Genomic DNA, 23,706 nt, shown 5'->3' with positions numbered 1-23,706 from the left:
TGGCGAAGTGCTGTGCATTCACTGGGAAAAGAAGAAAAAGTGACTGAGCTTCATTTATCCTGCCGAACCCAGTGATCTCGCTGCCTTTAAGTCATAGGATGGGGAAATACGAGGAAGAGTCCAGGCGGATTCTTTCGCGGATAAGCGGTTAATTTGGGGGAACGAACCGATTGGGGCGGTTTGAATGATGGAATATTCACGAATTCTCTCGCTGGCGGGCACTCGCAATGCTCAAGCGCAGCGGGGAGATAGTAAGACAACTTCGAAACTCTCGCGGATTTCGCAAGGCATTTTGGGCAGAGTCCTGAACGACCCGCATTGCGCCGGAGCTGTGGTCTCCGGACCAGTGGGCAGCGGTCGAAGGGCGCAGGTGGAAACCGACTTGGGCCAGATGGCCGAGCCGCCGAAGCTGATCCGGCTGAACGGAAGCAACTTCGGCACGAAAGTGCCTTTCGGTGTGCTTTCATTCCTGCTTGCCCAAGTCGACGTGGCCGGAGCTTCGAGCCGTCATGAGCTGATCCACCAGCTGGGCCGGGTGCTGTGCACCGACCAGCGCCCGTCAATGGTGGTGCTCGGGCGGCCTGAATTGATCGACGAGCAATCCAGCTCCTTGCTCGCCCAGCTGGCCACGATGGGCAAGATCAAGCTTTTCGTGATCTGCGAACACGTGCAGGATCTTCCTGGGGACCTGTTCTCCTTGTACCGTTCGGGCCGGCTGGCGCACCAGCGCGTCGAGCGCATGGGCAGCATGGAAACGCACGCTTTCGTCCAGCAGGAATTGGAAGGGCGGGTCTCCGCCTACGCCTCGGCAACCCTGTGCTACTTGGCCGGGGGCAACCGCTCGCTGATGCTCAAGTTGATGCACAGCTGGCGCGAAGACGGCCATCTGCTGCAGCACAACGGTACCTGGGCCTTGCGGATAAACGCGCTCGATTCCGGGCCTGCGATGCAGGCCCTGCACGTTTCGCTGACCCATGGGCTCGATGACGGTGAACGCGAACTGCTCGGGGCCCTGGCACTGGGCGGGCCGGTGGAACTCAACCGCATCCGGCGTTCGGGCCTGACCTGCGAGCTTGACGGCTTGCTGAACCGTGGCCAGGCCAAGTACCTGACCGGCGCCGCCTACAAGGTAGGCATATCCAATCCGCTGCTGTCCCTGCTCGTGCGCGCCGAATCCAGCAATCAGGCTCACCCTCACGGTGCGGAACTGCTGGCCAAGTTGCACAAGAACCCATTGGCTGCCCGGATCCTTGCGCAACTGAAATCCCTGAACGACCTTGGCGACTACGAATCGCAGCTCAGGGTGGCTGAAGACTTCCAGCAGCAGGGCTATCACGCCGAACGCTGGCCAACTGACCCGCGCACCCTGGTGGGCATCGTGGAAATGCACGTGCGCGCGCTGGCCATGCTCGGCCAGTTGTCCCACGGACTCGAAGCAATCGACCTGGCCAGGGCGGGACTGGCCCAGGCCATCAGGGAATCCGGCCCGCGCGAATCCCTGGATATCGCATTCCAGGAACTGGAACTGCTCAGCACGTTCGCGACCTTATTCAGCACCGAGATGACCAAAGAAACGAGCATCGCCGGCAGCAGCGAGTCACTGCTGTCTTCGTCAGGCTGGATGAGCGAGTCATTGCACCTGCGGTCCCTGTCGTTGCAAGCTGCCAGCTGGGCGGCGCAGTCGCGACAGGCCGATGCCATGAAGCTGGTCCGTTACGTGGACGGGGAACTGCGCAATATCCGCTTCAACGGCCCGACGAGCTCGAATTTCCATTCCGAGGACGCAGCAGACATAGAGTTCCAGCTGCTCCAGGCCGAATTGCTCTCCGGAGTCTGGAACGTGGCATCAGCCCGCGCCCAGCGCCTGGCCGAAGGGCAGTACATCAGTCCCTTGCTCATTTCCTACGGGGACATCATGCGGGGGATCCTGCTGGGACTGGGCAATGAGTACGACGCTGCCTTGCGCCTGCTGGAACCGAACCTGCACCAGATGCAAGTGGCCGGAGACCGGGGAACCGAAGCACTAATTGGGTCGGTCATTGCCTATGCGCTGGCTTGCTCCGGGAGACGGGTGGAGGCAGCCGCACTGGTATGCCCTGAATACGGGACCCCCGGATCCATGCAGATGCCGCTGAACTTCTACTCCTGGGCGGCAGAAGCCTTCTCCTGCCTTGCGTTGGCCGAACTCGGCTCGCCGCAGGCTGCAAGGCTGCGGCTGGCAACCTTCGCCCAGCGTGCCCGCGGCGGCCAGCACACCCTGCTCGAAGCGCTGACCTTGGGGTTCGCCGCACGGCTGGGAGACCAGCTGGTGCTGCCGCAGCTGCGCAGCGCCGCCAGACGCTGCGAGGGCCTTGTCGGACAGAACCTGGAGGCGCTCGCAGACGCGGCGTCGGCCAAGGACTCGCCGCGCTTGGCAGCGGCTCTGGACAGCATGGTCGAGGCCGGGCACTTGCTCATGTCCGTGCCATCGAACAACGAGTTCGTCGTATCAATGGAAACCAGGGACCAGCGCAAGCTTTCCCGGACAGTCAACGGCCGCAAGCGGGCCTCGGCTCCGCAGATCCAGCAGCACGACGAGCTGCAGTTTGAAGCCATCGAACAGCAGCCGGGCTGGATGCGCGAGCTGACCAAGCGTGAGGCCCAGATCGCCAAGATGGCCATAACTGGCAAAACGAATTCGGAAATTGCCAAATTCAATGGCGTCTCGATTCGCACCGTGGAGGGGCATCTTTACCAGGTATATTCCAAGCTCCAGGTCCGAAATCGCCAGGAGCTCACTGCGCTTGACCGCACCAGCCGCCGTACCGCAGGGCTGCGATGAAACAGCATCAACTGATTGCCAAGACCAGGACAACTGAATACAACCAGCTGCTGCAGATCCTGCAAGGGCCAGGTCCTGCCGGCGTCTTGCTGCTGGGCGAGCAGGGCGTGGGCAAGACCAGCCTCGTGGAGGCAGTGCTGGCTTCCCCGGGCATGGGCGAGCCGGTCATGACGCTGTATTGCACGCCGTCCTTGAGCACTATTGCCCATGGTGCCTTGTCGCCATATCTGGGGGCCCTGGAGAGCATCGACGAGCCGGTGAGCGTGCTGCGCGAGCTGAATCGGAGCCTGCTTTCCAGCCGCGGGCAGGTTGAACCGCATATCGTTGTGGTCGAAGACGCGCAGTTCCTGGACCCGCAGTCCTGCTTCATCCTCTCTCTGCTGGTGGAAAACGCCGACGTGAAGGTGCTGGCCCTGGGCAGCGGGTCGCTAGAAGCGGATAGCCCGCTGGGCGCGCTGGCCGAGCTGGGATCCTTCACCACCATGGCCCTGCAACGCCTGGACCGCAAGGGGTGCGCGCGGTGGCCGAAGGAGTGATCGGGCGCAAGCTCGCCGAGGGCACGGTGAGCCTGATCGATGTGGTCACCGGCGGTAACCCCAGCTTCGTTGAAGCCTATGCTGCATCCTGCCTGGAACAAGGCACGCTTTTCCACGATGACAGGCTGCCGCAGGGCCCGGGCTCCACGAGCCGGTATGGATCGTGGCCCGCGCACTTCCGGAAATCGATACGCCAATGTTGACGCTGGGCCGGGAAATCACCCGGTCCCTGTCCGTTCAGGAGCAGCAGTCGCTGTTGTTGCTGGCTTTGGCCGGACCGCAGCCTCCAGACGTGCTTGAGCAGTGCGGATTGCCCTACCGGCGGCTGCTGAAAATCGGCGAGCTGATGCGGCAAGGCCCGGCGATGGCCTTGAAGTCCAAGCTCATGCAGCGGAGCGTCCGCGCCTTGGCCACCGAGCAGGACATCGCACAGTTGCATGACCTGTGGGTTACCGCGGCGGTCTCGCTGGGAAAAGAGCCAAATGCCCGCGAGGTGCTGTGGTCCTTGGAAACCGGTAAGCAGGTGCCCACGAAGCTGGTCCTGGATTTGGCCGAGCAGGCCGCTCGGGAACTGAATTTCGGGTTGGCCCTGCGCCTATGCGTCTTGGGTAAGCTCGCCCGGCATCATGGGCAGGAGCGCTGCTCGAAGCGCGGATGCTGCTGAGCATGGGGCGGCACCATGCCGCACGCGCGCTGCTGCTGCGCCTGATCGATCAGCTGACGGATCTGGCGCTGCTGGGGCAGGCCTACGCCTACCTGCTGGAGGTCACCACGAATATCGGAACTGATGGCGCCGAATTGGAGCGGATCCTGGACGATTGGAAGCATCGTGCCCGGGGGCACGCGGACGCAGAAGAGGTATCCAGCTTCTTGGCCCTGCATAGTGCGGGGGCCAGAGTCCTGGATTTCTGGCTCAGGGTCAATACCGCCCGCGGTCCGCTGCCCAGCGTTTCCGAGCTGCAAGAATTCCTGGAAGACCGGCTGCTGCCCGCGCAGGTGCGCTTCATCGGCATGATCATGCTCAGCGACCTGCACACTTCCGCCGGCCGGTGCCAGCAGGCCTTGGATCTGATGGAACCGGCTTTGCAGGACCTCAAGGAGTACCCGGTCCCGCAGGCCATGTACGAGGTCCGGGTGTTCTTCCGCATCGGCTGGAACCTGCTGTTCTTGGGACAATACGAGCGCGCCGCGGCATTCATCGACTCCTATCGCCATGCCCGGCTCCGTTCCATCCAGTACTACCAGGGGGCCATCTCGCTGCTCGATGGCGTCAGCCACCTGCTGCAAGGCAGAGTCCAGCTCGCCATGGCCAAAATGGCCGAGGCCGTGACGGAGCTGCAGATTGCGGACATCACTCAACTGCTGGCCTTGGCCAATAAACTGTACCGGCTGCTGCTGGCCCGGTTGGGCTTTCCGGTGCCTGAATCCCTGGTGATCGGGCCCGGGTCCTCCAGTTCCAGCGGGACGATTTCGCTGAACGGACAGCTGGGCGAGGAGTCGTCGAAGCAGCGGATACTTGCACGGGCCTTCGCTGCGGGACTGGGTTATCCGTATCCGGGTGAGTCGCTGGAGTGCTTCCCGCTGGTGGAACGCGAATTCGTTTTCAGCATGACACGGCAGCTGGGGGACCAGGAGCTGGCCGACTCCCAACTGGGTGAAAGACTGCGCGCCTTGGCGGCGGGGCAGCAGGGATCGCGAGCGGCGTTTTTGGCGCGCCTGATGGACTTGCGAGGCTCAGAGCTTGGCGAGCCGCTGGAGCAGCTGGCCCAGGACGCCCTGGCCAAGAAAGAATACCTGGTGGTGATCGAGGCCTGGGCCCGGGCGGCCGAACGCTACGCCCAGTCCGGAGACCAGCGGCGCTGCGGCGCCTTGCTGCGCCGGGCCGCCCAACTGATCGACCAACAGGGGATGGACCCGGGAAAGTACATCGCCCGTGTCCTGGCCATGACAGAACTGACCGCGCGGGAAACAGAAATCGTCAGCCTGGCCCGGCAGGGATTGAATAACGCGCAGATTGCCCGGACCTTGACGGTCTCGCAGCGCACGGTGGAGGGGCATCTCTACCGGGTATTTTCGAAGTTGGGGATTACCGAGCGCGCGGAATTGGATCACGCAGGGCTTGAAGCGGGTACAACCGGCAGGTAGCACGTGCCGGTTTGCGCAAACTTGGGGTAGGTACCACCCGTGCCCGGCCCGGCACAGGTGAGTAATGTGATTTGCGGGAGCTGGCGAATTACGCAAGCGATCTTTTGCGAACGAGTGCCCGTCGGTCTGGCGCGCGCTTGGTGTTTTGCGGCGAAGCTCTTCCCAGAAACGGGGCCGGTGGCCAGCGAATCCGCGAGGATTGCCCCCCAGCGCGGCCGCCGGCTCCTTCACGAATAAACCCTGTGCCGGCAACCCCTCTGCGCCGGTGCAGGGTTTTTCTATGCACTGCCGGTCCATTCCAAGTAGTGATCGAGTAGGAACCAAGTGCCATGTGAGTATTTGCGGGTAATGCAGGCAATCTTTGGAGTGTTCCTCCACTCGTGCATCGGATGCTTTCGCATCCTAGGCTCAAGGTAAAGAACGGCAACCGGGCTGGTGGGACAGCTCGATTGCCATGTTTATTGGGGAACTCGCTTATTTCTTGGGGGAATACAGATGCTTGACTTTGTGTTGCCGACCAGCGACCACCCTTGCAGCGTTGAATCGCTCGCCAGGGTGGGAACAAGCCATGTCGCAAATTAGCAGCAAACTAGGCGAAGATCATGTGTCTTCGCTCGGAACCTGGACGCTGCCGCGTCCAGCAATCAAAGGGAAACCGGCACCATTGGTGCCCAAGGACGCGCCTATCTGCGCCGGCTATACGGTACTGATCTGCTGGTCATTTCCCTGGTGAGCTCCTTGCCGGCAATCGTGCAAGCCCAAAACTCGCAGATATCTCGATTGCTGCCAGGCAGCACGCATTACTATGCGTTGGCCGGCCTTCTGTTGACCATCGCCTGGATGACCAGCTTGCAATCCTTTAAAGCCCATCGCTTGGGCAGCGTTGCCGTGGGCATGCAGGAATACAAGATCATGGTCTATTCGGGGTTGATGCTCTCGGGCTTCGTCGGAGTACTTATCGTGCTCACCGGCCAAGAGAGCCTGAAGATCTTTCTCGTTCTTTCCTTGCCGTTGGGACTCTCCGCCTTGCTGGCCAGCAGGTGGACCTGGCGCCAGTGGCTGGGGCTGCGCAGCAGAAGCGGCTATGCTCTGAGCAATGTGCTGGTCTACGGCCAGCCCGCTGACGCCCCGTTCGCAATCCGCCAGATTTCCAAGAAGTCAGGACCTGCCTACCGCGTTGTTGGGGTGCTGATGGACGGTGCGGCGGATCCGGAAGCCGAACACGATATCCGCAAGGTTGATCCGGTACTTCCGCTGCTATATGACACCGGCTCGATCGAACAGGAAATTCAGCGCTTGCACGCCGATTCCGTGGTTGTCGCCGGACCTCTGCCAGGTGGGAACGAAGCTTTGCAGCAGTTGGGCTGGCGTCTTGAAGGCACCGGAACCAGGCTCATTGTGGCCTCCTCGCTGATCGGAGTAGCCAGCCGCCGCGTGCGCACCAGCCCAATGGATGGGATGCCCCTGTTGCATGTGGAACTGGCGAAATTCACTGGGACGCGATACTTCTTCAAGCGTGCCTTCGACATCGTCTTTTCGCTGCTCGCCTTGCTGGCCCTGTCGCCGGTTTTTCTCCTGATCGCCTTGCTGATCAGGCGTGATGGCCCAGGGAAGATCTTCTTCCTGCAAGAACGGGCTGGCCAGGATGGCCGTCCCTTCAAGATGTTCAAATTCCGCACAATGGTCAACGATGCAGAAGCGCAATTGGCCGCGTTGCTAGAGCTGAATGAAGGAGCTGGGCCCCTATTCAAGCTCAAGGACGACCCGCGGATCACCCGCGTTGGCCATTTGCTGCGCAAGCATTCGCTCGATGAGCTTCCGCAGTTCCTCAACGTCCTGCGCGGCGAAATGTCCGTAGTCGGGCCCCGCCCGCCACTGTTCACCGAGGTCGAAACCTATCGCGGGCACACCCACCGCCGGCTGCTGCTCAAGCCCGGAGTGACCGGCCTGTGGCAGGTCAGCGGCCGTTCAAACCTGGAGTGGGACGAAAGCATACGACTGGACCTCTACTACGCGGAGAACTGGACGGTGCTCAGCGATTTGCGCATCATCTGGCGAACCTTCCGCGTCATGATCAAACCCGATGGAGCTTACTGATGAGTGTTGCACCCGAGACCCTGGTCCACCCGGCCCTGCGCGTCGCCGTGATCGGCGCCGGCTACTGGGGCCCGAACCTTGCCCGGAACTTTGCCATGAGCACCGACTGGGAATTAGTCGCCATCTGCGACATGGATCTTGACCGAGCCGAAGCCCTGGCCCGCAAGACTGGCAACCCGGCTGTGGTCAGCTCGCTTGACGAGCTGCTGGCCCGCCACCAGATTGATGCCGTGGCCATTGCCACGCCGGCACGGACACACCACCAGATCGCCATGCAGGCGATCGCCGCTGGCAAGCACGTCGTGGTGGAAAAGCCGCTGGCGGACAACAGCGTGCATGGCGCCCAGATGGTTGAAGCCGCGGCTGCGGCGGGCACCATCTTGATGGCCGACCACACGTACTGCTACACCCCGGCGGTGCTCAAGATTCGTGATCTGCTTGCTGATAACGAACTGGGGGAGATCCTCTACATCGATTCCACCCGGATCAATCTCGGGCTGGTCCAGCCCGACGTCGACGTGTTCTGGGATCTGGCCCCGCATGATTTGTCCATCTTGGACTTCGTGCTGCCCGGCGGATTGTCCGCCCGCACCGTCACGGCGTTGGGATCAGATCCCTTGCACGCCGGAAAGTCGTGCGTCGGCTACCTGAGCATGGAACTGGAATCCGGCATCCTGGCGCACATCAACGTGAACTGGCTATCGCCGACCAAGATCCGCCGGATGGTTATCGGAGGCAGCCGCAAGACGCTGGTCTGGGATGACCTGAACCCGCAGCAGCGGCTGACCATTTTCGACCGCGGAGTCGATCTGGAACGCCAGGAAATGATGCGCGCCGATGCAGAAGACCGCAAGGGGGCCACGATTTCCTATCGCCTAGGCGATACATGGTCTCCGGCCCTCTCCGAATTCGAGCCGCTGGGCCTGATGGTTTCCGAATTCGCGGCCAGCATTCGCGGCGCACGCCCGGCACCCACAGATGGGCCCTCGGCCCTGCGGGTGCTCAAGGTCCTTGAGCACGCCGATCGCAGCCGGGCCGCCGCGGCGGCCACCCTGTCCACCGACCACAGCACAGCAGCAATGGAGAATGCACGATGAACGAAAATATCAAGAACCTCGCAGGCGGACGATTCCTGGTCACCGGTGGTGCGGGCACCATCGGCTCGGAAATCGTCGACCAGCTGCTGGCCGCGGGAGCAGCCCATGTGGACGTGCTGGACAACCTGGTCCGCGGCCGGCGCAGCAACCTCGCTGATGCCCTGGCCACCGGACGGGTCACCCTGTACGTCGGGGACATCACCGACCGGGCGATGGTCCGCGAAGTGATGGAGGGCAAGGACATAGTCTTCCACCAGGCGGCCATCCGCATCACCCAGTGCGCCGAGGAACCGCGGCTGGCCTTGGATGTCATGGTCAACGGCACCTTCAATGTGCTCGAAGCAGCGGTGGAAGCCGGGGTGCCCAAGATTGTGGCCGCCTCCAGCGCCTCGGTGTACGGCATGGCCGAGGAATTTCCCACCACTGAACGCCACCATCCCTATAACAACGACACCCTGTACGGAGCTGCGAAGACTTTCAACGAGGGACTGTTTAAGTCCTTCCGCGCCATGTATGGCCTGGACTACGTGATGCTGCGCTACTTCAATGTTTATGGCCCGCGAATGGATGTTCACGGCGCCTATACCGAGGTGCTGGTGCGCTGGATGGAACGCATCGCCGATGGCCTGCCGCCACTGATTTTTGGTGATGGTTCACAAACCATGGACTTCGTGGTGTCACAAGACATCGCCCGGGCGAATCTCTTGGCAGCCAGTAGCCCGGTCACCGAAGGGGTCTACAACATCGCCAGTGGCACCGAAACCAGTCTCAAAGAGTTGGCTCACAGCCTATTGCGCGTCATGGATTCGAATTTGAGTATCGAATACGGGCCAGAACGATCCGTGAACTCAGTGGTGCGGCGCCTGGCTGACACCAGCGCAGCGCGTAAAGACCTGGGGTTCGAGGCCAGTATCGGGTTAGAAGAAGGACTGCGCACACTCGTTGAGTGGTGGAAACCATTGCGTGAAGAAGTTGCCGCCGGACGTGCCTTAGCCACGCCCATCGGCGCAAACAAATAAGCAGATACTGATTTTTTGGGGGAAAAGAATCATGAATCGCATTAGTGTGATGAAACCTTGGCTGGGACAAGCCGAGACCGACGCGGTCGCCGAGGTAATTGCCTCAGGATGGGTAGCGCAGGGGCCGCGGACCGCAGCTTTTGAAGAAGCTTTCGCCGCGCATCAACAGGTGGATTACGCGGTGGCAACGTCCAGTTGCACCACCGCTTTGCACTTGGCCTTGTTGGTTGCCGGGGTGGGAGCTGGAGATGATGTCATCGTGCCTTCGTTTTCCTTCGTGGCCACCGCTAACGCACCGACTTATGTTGGTGCCCGTCCGGTGTTCGCGGATGTTGAGGAATTGACCGGGAACGTCACAGCGCAGACAGTCCGTGCGGTACTGACTGAGAAAACTACTGCCATCATTGTGGTGGACCAGGGCGGTATGCCGCTGGATCTTCAGCCGTTGCGTGAGCTTTGTGATGAGTTGGATCTGGTCCTCATTGAAGACGCCGCCTGCGGCGCAGGGTCAACTTATCGTGGAGCTGCGGTAGGAGCCGGCGCGGACGTGTCCGCGTGGTCGTTCCATCCACGCAAGCTCTTGACCACTGGCGAAGGTGGCATGCTCACCACCAACAACCTGCAGTGGGCCCAACGTGCGCGTCAGTTACGTGAACATTCAATGGATGTCTCTGCTGCCGATCGTCACAACTCCACACTGGCACCAGCTGAAAGTTACAAGGAAATTGGCTACAACTTCCGCATGACGGATTTGCAGGCTGCCCTTGGCCTAGTTCAGTTGGAGAAGCTGGACACCATGGTGGCTCGCCGCCGGTACTTGGCATCCCGGTACCAGCGAGCGTTTGCCAATGTGCCGGGACTGCGGTGCGTTGCAGATCCTGAGTATGGAACCTCAAACTTCCAATCATTCTGGATTGAGATTGGACCAGAATTTGGGGCGGACCGTGAGGCACTACTTGAGCGGCTTGCCGAAGACGATATTTCGGCCCGACGTGGCATTATGGCCTCGCATCTGCAATCGGCCTATGCAGGTCATTCTGGAATTGTCGCTGCCCTGCCGGCAACCGAACATCTGACGGCAAACACGTTGATTCTGCCGCTTTACCACCAATTGGAAGAGCATGAGCAGGATCGTGTGATCACCAGTGTGCTGGCCAACGTGCTTGCCGCCACCGGCGGTGAGTGAAATGTCGAAAATACTGCTTGTGGCGGCCAGCGGATTGGCCCGAGAAACCATCGCATCCATTGAGCAGACCGGTGACCATGAGGTCATTGGACTGCTTGATGACAACACTGCATTGCACGGAACGCTCATTGGCAAGGTTCGAGTTCTTGGGGGACTGGAAATAGCCAAAGAGCGTAGCGAAAAGCTATTGATCTGTGCAGGGAAGGGAAGCAGTCGGGCAGCTATTGTGAGCCGGCTGGGCCTGGATGATTCTCGCTATGCAACGCACATCCACAGCACGGCAGTACTTGGAAGTTCGGTGAGCGTGGGATGCGGAAGTATCATCCTCGCCGACTGCGTGGCGACCTGCGATATCTGGGTGGGACGGCACACGGTGCTCATGCCCCAGGTAGTGCTGACACATGACAACGTGCTTGAGGACTTTTGCACGCTGGCGGCCGGCGCAAAACTGGCAGGCCGGGTCACGGTGGGTCATCGGGCCTACGTCGGAACTAATGCGGCGGTGCGTGAAGACGTGCAGATTGGTGCCGGTGCGGTCATCGGCATGGGATCAGCATTGCTGCACGATGTCCCAGCGGAGCAGACCTGGGCAGGAAACCCCGCCCGACAGATCATTTCTTCATCAAATCTTGAATCGACAGGGCCTAGAGCATGAGTAACAAGACTATGAGTACCCAGACGCAGATTCCGCTGGTGGACCTGCGAGCGCAGCAACGTGAAGTGCAGCAGCAGGTTAATGAATCACTGGCACAAATCTTTGAGAATACCGCCTTCATTGGGGGAGCAGCGGTCACCGACTTTGAGCAAAGTTATGCAAGTTTCTTGGGCTCTGGACACTGCGTTGGGGTGGGGAACGGCACCGATGCCTTGGAGTTGGCGCTTCGCGCCAGCGGGATTGGGCCGGGTGATGAAGTGATTCTTCCAGCGAATACCTTCATTGCCACCGCTGAAGCGGTCAGCCTGACCGGCGCGACTGTTGTCTTGGTGGATGTTGATCCCGAATACCTGCTGATTGATCCGTTGGCGGTAGCAGAAGCTGTTACCGAAAAGACCAAAGCCATCATGCCCGTGCATCTTTACGGACAAACCGCATTTATTGAAGAATTATCGCCCATTGCCCGCGCGTGCGGCGCGGTGATCATTGAAGATGCGGCCCAAGCACAGGGCGCCACCCGCCACGGACGTAACGCCGGGACCTTGGGGGACATTGCCGGAACCAGCTTCTACCCGGGCAAAAATCTGGGTGCTGCAGGGGATGCCGGAGCAGTGCTGACTAGTAATGAACAACTGGCAACCCGGGTAAGGTTGCTCTCGGCTCACGGCAGCCGCACTAAATACGTACACGAGATCGTGGGACGCAACTCGCGGATGGATGCGGTGCAAGCGGTGGTGCTCAGCGCCAAGCTGGAACACTTAGCCCGTTGGAATGAACTGCGCCGCCAAGCAGCTGCTCGGTATAATGAACTCCTGGCCGGGGTTGAGGGAGTCATCCTGCCACAACAGGCCATGGGGAACCACGACGTGTGGCACCTGTACGTTGTACAAGTTCTAGACCGCGACCGCGTGGTGGCGGAACTCAACGCTGCAGGTATTGGCGCCGGAATCCATTACCCGCATCCAGTCCACCTGACCCAAGCCTTCGCACACCTGGGATACAAGGCAGGAGATTTTCCTGTCGCCGAGCGCGCTGCCGGCAGAATCCTATCCCTACCGCTGTACCCGCACATCACCGAAGAGCAACAACTGCGAGTCGCAGATGTGCTGATTTCGGTGCTGTGATCCAATGCGCATTCTCGGGAAGCGGACAAGGTCGACGGGCGCTTCGAATTCCGCCGGTAATGCCTTTAGCTGGAGCCTGGCCAATACCCTAGTTTCAAGGCTCGGAACTCTTGGCATCGGTATTGTCCTAGCTAGAGTATTGGGTCCAGAGCAATTTGGTACTTTTGCTATTGCACTTGTCGCACTCATGGCGGTACTTAGTTTTAATGAGCTCGGCGTCAGCCTTGCTATAGTCCGGTGGCCTTCGGATCCGGCACTTATTGCTTCGACAGTCAATACGCTCTCCGTTGTTGGCAGCGCAGTATTCTGCACGATCTCATGGTTTGCAGCACCGCGCTTCACCGAACTCATGGGAGAGCCTGAAGCGACGGGTGTAGTTAGAATTCTGATCCTTTCCGTGCTGCTCAATGGACTTGTGGCAGGTCCCGCCGCCTTGCTTCAACGTGCGTTTGAAGAACGTACGCGCATGGTCATTGATCAAGTCAACGTGTGGGTTGGGGCAATCCTCTCGGTCGTATTGGCACTTGTGGGCTTAGGCGCAATGGCTTTGGCCATAGGACGGTTAGCGGGTGGTCTGATTTCGGCGGTAATGTTTTTGAAAACCTCACCGCTGAAATACCGATTTGGCTGGAATCGGAACCATGCCCTGGAATTGATTAAATTCGGCTTGCCCCTAGCCGGATCTAGCGTCATCGTTTTTGCCGTCGGATATGCGGATCAACTAGTCGTAGGTGCGACGCTGGGAAGTGTCGCATTAGGTTTTTATGTCCTGGCGTTTAATCTTTCGAGCTGGCCTCTGAACATCATTTCGCAACCACTACGCCGAGTGGCACCCGCGGCATTTTCTGCCATACAACATGATCAGATACGACTGCGGCAAGCCATCACCAGTTTGTCTAAGGTTTTAGCCAGCGCAACCATCCCCGCTTTTCTTGCGATATCAGCGGTTGCGCACCCGTTGATCATATTTGTCTACGGCGAACCGTGGATTCCAGCCGCGCAAATCCTGAGCTGGCTGGTCATCGCGGCCCTGTCCAAGGTCTATAACGAGCTGGTCTATGACTATCTGGTGGTGGTGGGACGAACCAAAAATGTTCTGATCATTCAGCTAGTAGGACTCGGTGTGCTGATTCCTGCGCTATGGATTGGTGCGATGCTTGCAGGCATGGTCGGAGTAGCTTGCGCCTACGCGGTAGTGTCCGTGGTGATCCTCTTACCGGTATACCTGTGGCAGCTGCGCGGTGGAGGGGTAGGGATTGGCACAATACTGCGACAACTGTACCTTCCGCTTCTAGCTGGCGGTTTCGTATGGGCCGGATGTTCTCTGGCTACCAACTTCATCACGTTGCCGCTCCTTGCATTGTCCATTGCCGGCATGTGGAGCTTGCTGATCATGGCATTGCTGCTAGTGAACTGCCGCAATGAAGTCGGGCAGATCCGCAAAATTTCACGTACTGAGAGTTTGGAAACGAGCATATGAGGATCCTGATTTACCCCCACGATCTGTCCATGGGAGGCAGCCAGCTCAACGCCATTGAACTAGCCGGCGCGTTGCGTGAGCGTGGCCATGAAGTCATCGTTTACGGCTGGAAGGGGAATTGGTACAAAAAGTGCTTGAGCTGGGCCTTGAATTTATTCAGTCACCAAGACCACGGTTTAGGCCGACTCCTGCTATCGTTGCAGATTTACGACGGCTAGTTCTCGAGCGTCAGATTGACATTCTGCATGGATTTGAATGGCCTCCTGCATTAGAGTGCGCCCTGGCGGCTCTTGGCCTGAAACAGGCAAAAAGCATCGCCACCGTCATGTCGATGGCCGTGGCTGATTTCATCCCTCGAACTGTTCCACTGACGGTAGGTACCGAGCAAATTCAGGCCGAGCGGAAAACGCGTGGCTTCAACCGTGTTTCGCTCTTAGAGCCGCCGGTGGACGTTCACAAGAACAATGTGAACCAACAACTAGGGCAAGAATTCCGCACCCAATATTCGATCAACCCTGACGTGCCATTAGTCGTCGTGGTTTCACGGCTCGTACCTGAGCTGAAACTTGAGGGAATTCTTTCGGCCATCGATACAACTGCACTAATTGCTGACGAGCGTCCTATCTGTTTAGCAATAGTTGGCGGTGGCTCGTCCGCGGGGACCGTTCGTGAACGTGCCGAACAAGTCAACCTGAGATACCCCGGGAGTATTGTGCTTACCGGGAAAATGGCAGATCCGCGCGGTGCCTACGCTGCCGCTGACGTTGCCTTGGGTATGGGTGGCTCTGCACTGCGTGCTATGGCCTTCGCTAAGCCACTGATTGTTCAGGGGGAGAAAGGTTATTGGAAGCTGCTGGAGCCTGATTCGGTGGATGAATTTTTCTGGCAAGGGTGGTACGGAGTTGGTTCTGATGACCACGGCGGTGCCGAACGTCTCAAATCGATTTTGTTGCCACTACTTGACTCCAGAGATCGACAGAGCATACTCGGAGATTTTGGTCGGGAACTGGTGGACGCTAGATATTCCTTGGGGAGTTTGTCCCGAACGCTGGATGAGCTCTACCTGGCTGAGCTTTCGCATCACATTCGGACGGGGAATGAACTAGGTAGTTGGAGTCTTGCTGCCTGGGAATTCACAAAATACAAACTGGCTCGCTTACGCCAGAAACTGTGGCGCAAAACCGTGATTGACGACTTTAACAGCAATACCGTGAATGCAAGATTTGGCCCTCGCCGCCCGGGCAATGCAATCCAGCAAGTGATGTACCTTGCCGGCACCTATTGGGACGATGTCAAGGGCACCGATCACATGTTGGCGACGGCTTTGTCCGCCCAGACTGAAGTGATTTGGGTGGATCCGCCGCGAACGCTGAAATCATCCCTTACCGCGGATGGCCCTAGACCAGCGAAACTTCTCGGAACTTCCCGCGACCAGGTCACAGGAAAAATAACTCGGATTCAGACTTTCGTTCCGTTCGGCGTGCGCTATCCGCAACTGCGTAAAATCTACGACAAACTCACCATACGCACCCTACTGAGGGGTGCAAGTACCATCCCATCGGGAGCGCGTCTGATCATTCACTCGTCTGCCAGTGCAAGCTTCCCTGCCGAGATATCAGGTACGAAATACCTCTACGTGACCGATGATTGGGTTGCTGGCGAGCAGCTTATGGGGCTGCCCGCTGGCAGTGTTTCCAAACGCTTGACCGAGAACCTGGCCGTTGCCGACAAAGTTTTTGCCGTCTCACCGCATCTGGCTACCCTAATTGACCAACAGCAATCGAAGCACGTAACTCAATTGCTGCCAAACGGCTGTAAGATCTCCGAACTGAGTGCTGGCGACCGCCAACCGGTGATCGCGGTGTTGGGACAGCTCAACGAACGCCTAGACGTTGGGCTGCTTGAAGAGATTCGAGATCAAGGATTGAAGCTTCGGGTTGCTGGACCGCTGAAAAGTAACAACGCGCAGTGGGCTACGCGTATGCGGAAATTCCTGGAATCTCCCGATGTGCAGTGGGTAGGTGAAATTCCGCCCACGCGAGTTCCGGAATTTTTGGCTGGGTGCCGGATCGGTCTTACACCCTATACAGATTCGAAATTTAACAAAGCTAGCTTCCCATTGAAGACCCTGGACTACTTGGCGGCAGGGCTATTTGTGGTATCGACAAATCTCCCTTCCTCACACTGGCTGGACACCGAACATGTGGCGATAGGAAACACAAATGGCGAGGTCATCGACATACTCCGGCAGCGTATCGCCCATCCCACGTTGGATTCGGAGATCTCAGAACGCCGAGCTTTTGCCGCCAGACACTCGTGGGAGCAACGAGCCATAGATTTAATCGAATTATCAACTCTAAAGGAGATGCCAATCACGTAACATGAGGATTGTTGTCCTTATGGCGAACTAAGGGGGACTTGGTACGCAATAGTCGTGGCATCACTGGGGGAGTCACTTTTGTGACATTTTTTGGGGGAAAAATGGTTTTAAGCGACATGCTTCGAAGTCTTTTGCGCCGGTGGTACATCGTCGTGCTCGGAGCTATTTTGACAGCGGCCGGAGTGTACGGAGCTTACACCGTCACGCCGGTGACCTACAGCGCAACATCAACGGTGGTGTTATTGCCACCGGAAAAGTCGGTCAAGGATGGCGATAATCCGTACCTGTACCTTGGGGGACTTGGCCAAGCACTCAATGTCTTAGTTATAACAATGAATTCGGCGGCTTCACAAGAGGAAGTTATTGGATCTAATCCTGATCAATCATTCACTCTTGAACAAGATGCCACTTCAACCGGGCCAATTATCCAAATATCAGTGGCAGCGCCCACAGATAGCCAAGCAATAACTCTGGTAGAAAAGGTGACTTCTCAAGTTCCCATTACCTTGAATGCGTTGCAGGACGAACTGAAGGTACCAGCGGACGCCAAGATCGGCACAATGACTCTGGCTCAGACGCACGAAGCCGAAACCGAGAACAAGCGCCAGCTGCAACTTATGGCGGTAGCCGCTGGCGGCGGGTCTGTTGCCACGGTTTTATTTGTTGCCGCACTGGACAAGTTTTTAGCTAAACGGAAGCCGAAAAACAAGCGCCGGAAATCGGATGACAAACACGATGGCAATGGCTCCGCGGAGCCGAATCAGTCTCTACCCGACGTAGCTGCACGTCTTGAAACCACCGAAGCTAGGCTGACCGTTCAGCCTGTACGATTCGCTAACGGAACTTGAGAAATGCTCAAGTCCTCGGAACATCGTAGATTGGTACCGTTGCCACAACGGGCACCAGCCCAAGCAGATGCAGTGACCGGGCTGACGGTCTACGCCGTGGTGTTGCTACTCGTCCCCAGCGACAGAACTATCGCGCAGTTAGGCGGTGCCGGAACACCGGCCGTCCTGCTGTCAATAGCGTTAATGGTCTGGTGGCTCTGGTATCGAACCCGCCTTGCAAATCGAGTCAAGTTCTCAAATCCGGTGTACCTCACCTTTTTAGCATTTGCCGCGGCCGTGATGATCAGCGAGGTCGTCGCTGCCTCTTCCCATCTGCCACAGCCAGACCAGAATGCTGCAGATATGGGCATCTTGCGCTTGGCCGGGTTTGCCGGCGCCTTCTTCGTTGCCGCCGACGGAATTCAGTCCAAGGAAAGATTGGCCGTATTATGCAGACGTCTTGTTCTGCTAGGTGCTGTGGTGGCGGCACTGGGCTTGTACCAATTCCTTAGCGGCTCGGTACTCATCGATCGATTCCCAACGCCTGGTTTGGCAAGCGTTGACGCTGGCATCGATATGCGTAGCGGATTCATGCGCCCCCGGGGAACTGCACGGCATGCCCTCGAGTTCGCGGCAGTTGTCAGCAGCATGGTGCCATTGGCTATTGCCTTATGCATTGGGGATCGGAAGTGTGGTTTCCTCCGACGGTTTGTTCCGGTGGCTGCACTCGTGGGCGTTTCATTTATTTCCTTGACGCGCTCCGCGCTCGTCGGCTTGGTGTTGGGGATACTAGCGATGATGCCCTTCTGGGATGCGCGTTTGCGCCGCAGAGTCGTGGCGCTAGGTATTGCAGGAGCCGGCGCGGTGATGACCGCGCTTCCTTCGGTCTTACGTGCCATCATGGAAATGTTTGAGGGCGGGGATTCCAGTGTGGATTCTAGGACCGGAAGCTGGGACTTCGCTTTTCAAGTATTTGCTACTAATCGACTCTTCGGACGTGGTTTTGGTACCTTCTTGCCTAGCTACCGGATACTCGATAACCAGTTGCTGTTACTGGTTTTGGAAATAGGCATCGTCGGAACGCTGGCGTTTTTGGCGCTGCTGGTTACAGGAGTCTATTGCGCCATTGCAGGTAGAACCGCCGGTGAGGATTCGTTAGATAGTCATTTGGGTGTGGGACTGGCCGCGTCGATAATTTCCAGCGCCACACTCATGGCATTCTTCGACAGTTTCTCATTCCCGCAGGCGCCAGGCGTTCTTTTCCTCGTGTTGGGGATGAGCGCGGCATATTGGAGATTGTCCAAGGATTCTGAACGCCTGAATCCGAAGATTTCGGTTCCTAGCATTGGCAATAAAAAATCGCGGATACTCGCTGCCTCTGTTGCCGTGCTAGTGGTACTACTCGCACTGCCCATTGCCCAAGTAATCAGGCAAGCACCTAGCACTTATTGGACGCAACAGGATTTGGTGTTCCTGCCGCCATCCAGCGCGGTAGGAGGAAATTCCCTTCGCACCGATGCCCGGGATCTGATTCCTTTTGCCGCTTTGGTGAAAGAAACGTACACCGGAATACATGGGCCATCGACTATCGAACCAGTCTCTGCTCCCATTTACGGTACGGGCGTGCACAGTGGGGAACTGGTGCGTGTACCTAACGCTGGGGGGCAGTGGCAGACGTATCAGAGAGAAGCAACGATCACCGTTGAGGTGCTTGGCTCTTCAGCTCAAGAGGTGTCATCAACCATGGAGCAAACGATGACAGAACTGACCGCTCTCGCCCAAGAACCGCAACAACAAATGAACGTGAAACGTAGCGCACATATTATTACCGATGTTTACCCCGAAGAAGTGGTTCCCGTTCAGATACAGTCACGCGCCAAATGGGCACTTCTTTTATTGGGGTTCCTGACCATTATGGCCGCCGCGACAGCACACGAATTAGTTCTCCGAAAGACAGGCCAGTCATGACGAAGACATTGCACAAAGTGGACTTAGAACTACGTCCAGCAGGCAAGCTAGGTACCATCATTGTGGCCGGCTCTCTTTTGGCAGGATGCACGAATGCAGTGGGAGTCACAGAACAAACTTTCGAGACCACCGCTAATGATGGTGGGTCCGCTTACTATGCTCAATTTGCGAACCCCTTACCAGATGACCCGAATTATTTTCCGGTTGCGGTGTGGCATGAAAGCCTTATGGACGCACAAGATGCGGTGACTGATCGCTCCTTTGGCATCAACACCTATGTTGAACTAACCACTGAATCCAATCCGACGTTTGCCCATGACGCCGGATCATATGTACTGAGCAGCACGCCTCAAAGTAGCCTCAACGGTTTCGTTCTTCCCGACGAAGTAGACATGTGGGGAAATCCGGAGAGGGAGTATGGACAGGAGCATGGCCAGGAGAGGCTCCCATCTGCGAGCCAGAAGAGAGCCGGTGCGGTTACACGGTGCTGGAGGAAACTTTAGCGAAAGCTCCAGCAGGGGCAATGGTCTACGCGAACTTTGGTAAAGGCGTGACTTTCTGGGGTGATGACGAGGTAGGAACTCACTTCACCAGTACTTATGCTGACGTGGTATCTGCTGATAACTACTGGTATACCGATCCCAATATTTGTGACAAAACCGAGGGCGGAACACGCTTTGAAGAACCTCGTGATTTGACTGAGTCCGAATGCCGGCTAGCGGCCAATTATGGACATACGGTGAAACAAATCCGCGATTACATTCAGCCTGCGGGCAGTAAACCTGTTTGGGGGTTTGTAGAGTTGGGTCGACCCTTTAGCGACGAGAAACTACCGACGGTAACCCCAACACAAATCCGCGCAGCAGTGTGGCAGAGCCTCATCGCGGGGGCACGTGGCATCGTCTATTTCAACCACAGTTTTTCTGGACAGTGCGCCTCGCAACACGTCCTGCGTGACTGCGACGAGGAAAGTAGCACCGCCGTTGCACGGATTAACAACCAAGTTTCACTTTTGGCTCCGGTACTGAATTCGGATACCGCCGAGGGGATACTCAGCGCCGAGGGCGCCGTCAACGTTAGAGTGAAAGTCTATGAGAATCACTTTTACGTACTTGCCGGGTCAGCGCAGGCCACTAAGCAGACTGCATCATTCAACCTGCAATGTGTGGGTTCAACTGACGTAGAAGTGCTCAATGAAAACAGAACCCTTCACGCAACAGAGGGAGCCTTCGCCGACGACTTTGCCGACGGAAGCGCCATCCATGTCTACAAGATGCCCATCACCAACTGTGCTGCCAAATAATGAGCCGGATACTTACAACCGGACTCGGATCGAGGATTCATTGCTTCGGGAGGTTTAACTCTACGACGATGTGCCACGCAGAATCCGAAGAGATGAACTAGTGCCGAGTACTACAACGGGATGTAACGAAATATAGGTTGGGACAACCCGCGGATGCCGGAGTTCGCAAACTATATTTACCAGTAGCGGATCTTATTTCCAGCGTTGCATTGTCAGCGGACGATTCAAGCGAAGCCAGTTATGTGTGGATCACACAGTCAGCTTTTCCAAGCGACTATGCCGCCTGACGGCTTGAATCGTCTCGTTCCCAGATAGTACCCACGCTAGTGGCGATAGAGTTCTTTCTACCTCGGGCCAAGGTAACCATCCCGGCATATACCAGCGCATCCCAGGCAGAGACTGGCCCCGAAATTGACCTCGTCAACTGTCCAAATGTTGACCGCGTGGTAGACGTCGCTTGGTCTTGGCGCAAAAGTTCTTGCTGTCCCCGGTAGTTCCTGCGCAGTATGGCAAGCAGTGAACCGAGAGTACGCGGGGTTTTGACCTGCACAGGAATGGTGGGGAGCACCGTTTTCTCATCATCCCCGAACAGCTGATCAATAAAGAGATCATCGGCGACTACCGCGGGGAACTGTATGAATCGTGCACGTCCAGTTCGGCTTAGGCCGTAGGCCCCGGCACCCCACAGTGCGTTGTTAGTACCTGGTAAACGGCGCCGTGCACGGTAGAAAGCCCTCACGGTGTTAGAAGCTCCGGAAGTGTCATAGGTAAATGCTGGCCTTGCCGACAGCACGCCGGGTTGGCTGAGGTACTCAAAGACCATTCTTAGAGCTGATGCCGTGATGATGATATCCGCATCCAAATACAGTCTTGGATATCCTTTGGCTATTTCTTCCGCGGCATTTAATGCCGCCACCTTTGACGGCGTAGTTGTCTCAATGACTTGTATCCCGGAAAAGCTCCGAGCAATCTGTGTTGTGTCATCGGTACACCCATTGCACGAGACAATGACCTGGACCAGTCCTCGCTCAGCAAGTGACTGTAGGGGAGTCAAGGTCTGAGCAATGACCGCTGCCTCATTATGCGCAGGGATAATGACCGCACCGAAGGGAAAACCATCATGAGGTTGAGGGCCGTGGGTGGCCGCGGGCAGGGTTGGCCATGAGCTTTCAACGGCTACAGCACGCCACACGCCACCGCGTTGTGGCTTCCAAGAGCGCAAGACTTCGCGTCCAATGACGGCGCTCTGGAATATCGTGGCGGTGCGCGCTGGCAGCTGCTTACGGGCATACCTGATGCGGTTCACCGCCATGAGGGTCTCCAGCTGCACCGACGCCCCGGATCCTCCCATCTGATGAGTCATCGATGACTCTGGCTCATACCAGATTGAGGCTCCGGCCTGCCTGGCCCGCTTAAAGTAGTCAGTTTCTTCCGAGTAGAGGAAGAACTGCTCGTCCCAGGGACCAAGTTCTTGGGCCAGTGCTGAGTTGATGAGCAGTGCCGCTCCGGTGGCCCAATCAATTTGATGCGGATGGGCGTAGCTTTCCAGATTGTATTCAATTTCAGAACCCCATCCGGGGCGTCGCGAGACGCGCTCGCCGAAAAGCGCGTCCCCAGCGGCACGGAGCACTGTGGGCTCACGACGCAAGGACGTGTAGGTGGTTCCGTCTTCTTCGAGGAGCCGTGGGACAACAATCCCTGCCTCAGAGATCCACATTCTGTTGAGCAGTCGTTGGATGGATCCTGGACCAACAAAAAGATCTGGATTGAGGATCAGCACCGCTTCGCAGTCGCCGGTATATGGCCTCGCGGCGTTGATACCGCCGGCATACCCAAGGTTGGATCCGGTAGGAAGCACGATGACATCCTTGTGCTTTTCCAGCTGTTGTACCGTAGTGTCCGCTGAACCGTTATCTGCCATTATGACCCGCAGACGTAGTTCTGAGGCCTCAGCACGTAGCGAGGAAATCAGCTTCTCAACCGAGTCGGCATTGTTGTAGGTGACGACGATGACGGAAACATCTACCGGGGTTTTCCCTGTTACAAATCTTCCGTCACTAGGAGGCAGCAATTTCGGGAACTTGCGTGCAGGTTTTTGCACTAGGGGACTGGTCTGGGTATTGGAGATGACCCGGCTTTCTCGCTGTAGTGTCAGCAATCCCGGAGGGTCATCCACGAGGTAGCGCTGTGCTAGTCGGCGAGGCTCAAGGCTAAGTCTCCATGCCCATTCAAGTCCGGTAGTAGCCACCCATTGCGGCGCACGTTGCACGGTTCCGGCCAGGAAATCTACCACCGCGCCAAAAGCTAGAAGCACGCTAGCCCCGGTCAATGATCCGTAAGATGCCATCCATAGTTCTTGGCGTGGCTTGCCCAGTCCGACTACTAGAATGTCGGTGTTGCTTTCACGAATGGCGCTAGCTAATTGCATCGAGAGAGCTTCGTTTTCAATCTCGTTGCGTTCCGGCGCCCAGAATCCGGAGACGTGCAGATTGGGCCGTTGCTCTGCTAGCTGTGTGGCAAGCTCGGCTTGAATTTTAGGCTGGCCGCCGAGGAATCCCACACGTAGTCCATGAATTTCGGCATCGTCCAAGATGGGGCCAATCAAATCGCTTCCAGCGAGCCTGGGCCACAGCTTTCCAGTCAATTGTCTGGCGCGCAAGACCAATGGCGCCCCATCGATGAGATTCAGCCATGACATTGGTGGTGCATCAAAGGCAGAGGGTGCCTCCGGTAAATCGCGTAGCGGCCGGCTGGGATGTAGGGAGTCGCCCAAGACTCCTTGCCACCGGCTTCCATGGCCAAACTGCACGAGATGGTCCAGATTTGCTGAAACTACCGATAACGGTGGCAGCTTGGACTCCGGCGATTGCTTGGCTTGGTGTGCGTGCCCGATGATTTTGTCGATGGCGTCCGTTTGGGTGAGCAGATCCACCGTTATTCCGGCCAGCTCCACGCGTTTGATTGTGGCAGACATGATTTTCCTTCAACGAAGTGATCAGCACCATCAAGCCCAGTCGATGACACGACTGGTCCGAGAATGGTGGAAAGTACGAGTGATAACTGCGGTC

Annotated in this window: 18 protein-coding genes; 17 read left to right on the top strand and 1 reads right to left on the bottom strand. The window is 57.6% G+C overall.

The genetic code is table 11. The features are described 5' to 3' along the window. The first annotated feature begins 370 nt into the window (after nucleotides 1-370). From N6V40_RS13095 to N6V40_RS13015, 17 genes are all read left to right on the top strand, one after another. Nucleotides 371-2,821, top strand: coding sequence for a helix-turn-helix transcriptional regulator (locus N6V40_RS13095; protein WP_262197947.1), 2,451 nt, complete (start codon nucleotides 371-373; stop codon nucleotides 2,819-2,821). Then, nucleotides 2,818-3,357 carry an ATP-binding protein gene (locus N6V40_RS13090; protein ID WP_262197946.1) on the top strand — a complete coding sequence of 180 codons (540 nt, stop codon included), beginning with the start codon at nucleotides 2,818-2,820 and terminating at the stop codon, nucleotides 3,355-3,357. Before N6V40_RS13095 ends, N6V40_RS13090 begins: the two co-directional genes overlap by 4 nt. A gap of 163 nt (nucleotides 3,358-3,520) precedes the next feature. Then, nucleotides 3,521-4,021, top strand: a complete 501-nt coding sequence (locus N6V40_RS13085) for a hypothetical protein (protein ID WP_262197945.1) — start codon at nucleotides 3,521-3,523, stop codon at nucleotides 4,019-4,021. Continuing rightward, a complete protein-coding gene (locus N6V40_RS13080) occupies nucleotides 4,012-5,502 on the top strand; it encodes a LuxR family transcriptional regulator (protein WP_262197944.1) in 1,491 nt (496 codons plus the stop codon). The genes N6V40_RS13085 and N6V40_RS13080 overlap by 10 nt, the downstream gene beginning before the upstream one ends. A gap of 750 nt (nucleotides 5,503-6,252) precedes the next feature. Then, nucleotides 6,253-7,599, top strand: a complete 1,347-nt coding sequence (locus N6V40_RS13075) for a sugar transferase (RefSeq protein ID WP_396267860.1) — start codon at nucleotides 6,253-6,255, stop codon at nucleotides 7,597-7,599. Beyond that, nucleotides 7,599-8,696, top strand: coding sequence for a Gfo/Idh/MocA family protein (locus N6V40_RS13070; RefSeq protein ID WP_131087987.1), 1,098 nt, complete (start codon nucleotides 7,599-7,601; stop codon nucleotides 8,694-8,696). The genes N6V40_RS13075 and N6V40_RS13070 overlap by 1 nt, the downstream gene beginning before the upstream one ends. Further along, nucleotides 8,693-9,715, top strand: coding sequence for an SDR family NAD(P)-dependent oxidoreductase (locus N6V40_RS13065; RefSeq protein WP_262197943.1), 1,023 nt, complete (start codon nucleotides 8,693-8,695; stop codon nucleotides 9,713-9,715). Before N6V40_RS13070 ends, N6V40_RS13065 begins: the two co-directional genes overlap by 4 nt. A 31-nt stretch (nucleotides 9,716-9,746) precedes the next feature. After that, nucleotides 9,747-10,901 (top strand): DegT/DnrJ/EryC1/StrS family aminotransferase, encoded by a 1,155-nt coding sequence (locus N6V40_RS13060; protein ID WP_262197942.1) that lies wholly within the window; start codon nucleotides 9,747-9,749, stop codon nucleotides 10,899-10,901. Nucleotide 10,902: 1 nt separating this feature from the next. Further along, complete coding sequence (locus N6V40_RS13055) at nucleotides 10,903-11,556, top strand: NeuD/PglB/VioB family sugar acetyltransferase (protein ID WP_262197941.1); 654 nt, start codon at nucleotides 10,903-10,905, stop codon at nucleotides 11,554-11,556. Further along, the gene (locus N6V40_RS13050) at nucleotides 11,553-12,680 is read left to right on the top strand and encodes a DegT/DnrJ/EryC1/StrS family aminotransferase (RefSeq protein WP_262197940.1); all 1,128 of its coding nucleotides are present in this window, start codon (nucleotides 11,553-11,555) and stop codon (nucleotides 12,678-12,680) included. The genes N6V40_RS13055 and N6V40_RS13050 overlap by 4 nt, the downstream gene beginning before the upstream one ends. 4 nt (nucleotides 12,681-12,684) lie before the next feature. Continuing rightward, nucleotides 12,685-14,160 (top strand): lipopolysaccharide biosynthesis protein, encoded by a 1,476-nt coding sequence (locus N6V40_RS13045; protein ID WP_262197939.1) that lies wholly within the window; start codon nucleotides 12,685-12,687, stop codon nucleotides 14,158-14,160. Continuing rightward, nucleotides 14,157-14,378, top strand: coding sequence for a hypothetical protein (locus N6V40_RS13040; protein ID WP_262197938.1), 222 nt, complete (start codon nucleotides 14,157-14,159; stop codon nucleotides 14,376-14,378). Before N6V40_RS13045 ends, N6V40_RS13040 begins: the two co-directional genes overlap by 4 nt. Nucleotides 14,379-14,485: 107 nt before the next feature. Then, the gene (locus tag N6V40_RS13035; protein ID WP_315973688.1) at nucleotides 14,486-16,540 is read left to right on the top strand and encodes a glycosyltransferase; all 2,055 of its coding nucleotides are present in this window, start codon (nucleotides 14,486-14,488) and stop codon (nucleotides 16,538-16,540) included. A 116-nt stretch (nucleotides 16,541-16,656) separates the two neighbouring features. Next, nucleotides 16,657-17,388, top strand: coding sequence for a YveK family protein (locus tag N6V40_RS13030; RefSeq protein WP_262197937.1), 732 nt, complete (start codon nucleotides 16,657-16,659; stop codon nucleotides 17,386-17,388). Between the two features lie 3 nt (nucleotides 17,389-17,391). Next, nucleotides 17,392-19,335 (top strand): O-antigen ligase family protein, encoded by a 1,944-nt coding sequence (locus N6V40_RS13025; RefSeq protein WP_262197936.1) that lies wholly within the window; start codon nucleotides 17,392-17,394, stop codon nucleotides 19,333-19,335. Beyond that, complete coding sequence (locus tag N6V40_RS13020) at nucleotides 19,332-19,838, top strand: hypothetical protein (protein WP_262197935.1); 507 nt, start codon at nucleotides 19,332-19,334, stop codon at nucleotides 19,836-19,838. The genes N6V40_RS13025 and N6V40_RS13020 overlap by 4 nt, the downstream gene beginning before the upstream one ends. Beyond that, entirely contained in the window at nucleotides 19,820-20,638 is an 819-nt protein-coding gene (locus tag N6V40_RS13015; protein WP_262197934.1) for a hypothetical protein, read from the top strand. The genes N6V40_RS13020 and N6V40_RS13015 overlap by 19 nt, the downstream gene beginning before the upstream one ends. 274 nt (nucleotides 20,639-20,912) lie before the next feature. Here N6V40_RS13015 and N6V40_RS13010 read toward each other — a convergent pair whose 3' ends face one another. Then, on the bottom strand, nucleotides 20,913-23,612 hold the full coding sequence (locus N6V40_RS13010; protein ID WP_262197933.1) for a WecB/TagA/CpsF family glycosyltransferase: 2,700 nt from the start codon (nucleotides 23,610-23,612) through the stop codon (nucleotides 20,913-20,915). Nucleotides 23,613-23,706: the final 94 nt, after the last annotated feature.

Source organism: Glutamicibacter sp. M10 (assembly GCF_025452055.1).
Classification (GTDB): domain Bacteria; phylum Actinomycetota; class Actinomycetes; order Actinomycetales; family Micrococcaceae; genus Glutamicibacter.
This window is presented reverse-complemented; position numbering and strand designations above follow the sequence as displayed.

What these genes read in the sequence shown, in the direction of transcription:
- N6V40_RS13090 (WP_262197946.1), top strand. Translation starts at nt 2,818, where the DNA reads ATGAAACAGCATCAACTGATTGCCAAGACCAGGACAACTGAATACAAC.
- N6V40_RS13080 (WP_262197944.1), top strand. Translation starts at nt 4,012, where the DNA reads ATGCTGCTGAGCATGGGGCGGCACCATGCCGCACGCGCGCTGCTGCTG.
- N6V40_RS13070 (WP_131087987.1), top strand. Translation starts at nt 7,599, where the DNA reads ATGAGTGTTGCACCCGAGACCCTGGTCCACCCGGCCCTGCGCGTCGCC.
- N6V40_RS13065 (WP_262197943.1), top strand. Translation starts at nt 8,693, where the DNA reads ATGAACGAAAATATCAAGAACCTCGCAGGCGGACGATTCCTGGTCACC.
- N6V40_RS13060 (WP_262197942.1), top strand. Translation starts at nt 9,747, where the DNA reads ATGAATCGCATTAGTGTGATGAAACCTTGGCTGGGACAAGCCGAGACC.
- N6V40_RS13055 (WP_262197941.1), top strand. Translation starts at nt 10,903, where the DNA reads ATGTCGAAAATACTGCTTGTGGCGGCCAGCGGATTGGCCCGAGAAACC.
- N6V40_RS13050 (WP_262197940.1), top strand. Translation starts at nt 11,553, where the DNA reads ATGAGTAACAAGACTATGAGTACCCAGACGCAGATTCCGCTGGTGGAC.
- N6V40_RS13045 (WP_262197939.1), top strand. Translation starts at nt 12,685, where the DNA reads ATGCGCATTCTCGGGAAGCGGACAAGGTCGACGGGCGCTTCGAATTCC.
- N6V40_RS13040 (WP_262197938.1), top strand. Translation starts at nt 14,157, where the DNA reads ATGAGGATCCTGATTTACCCCCACGATCTGTCCATGGGAGGCAGCCAG.
- N6V40_RS13035 (WP_315973688.1), top strand. Translation starts at nt 14,486, where the DNA reads ATGTCGATGGCCGTGGCTGATTTCATCCCTCGAACTGTTCCACTGACG.
- N6V40_RS13030 (WP_262197937.1), top strand. Translation starts at nt 16,657, where the DNA reads ATGCTTCGAAGTCTTTTGCGCCGGTGGTACATCGTCGTGCTCGGAGCT.
- N6V40_RS13025 (WP_262197936.1), top strand. Translation starts at nt 17,392, where the DNA reads ATGCTCAAGTCCTCGGAACATCGTAGATTGGTACCGTTGCCACAACGG.
- N6V40_RS13020 (WP_262197935.1), top strand. Translation starts at nt 19,332, where the DNA reads ATGACGAAGACATTGCACAAAGTGGACTTAGAACTACGTCCAGCAGGC.
- N6V40_RS13010 (WP_262197933.1), bottom strand. Translation starts at nt 23,612, where the DNA reads ATGTCTGCCACAATCAAACGCGTGGAGCTGGCCGGAATAACGGTGGAT.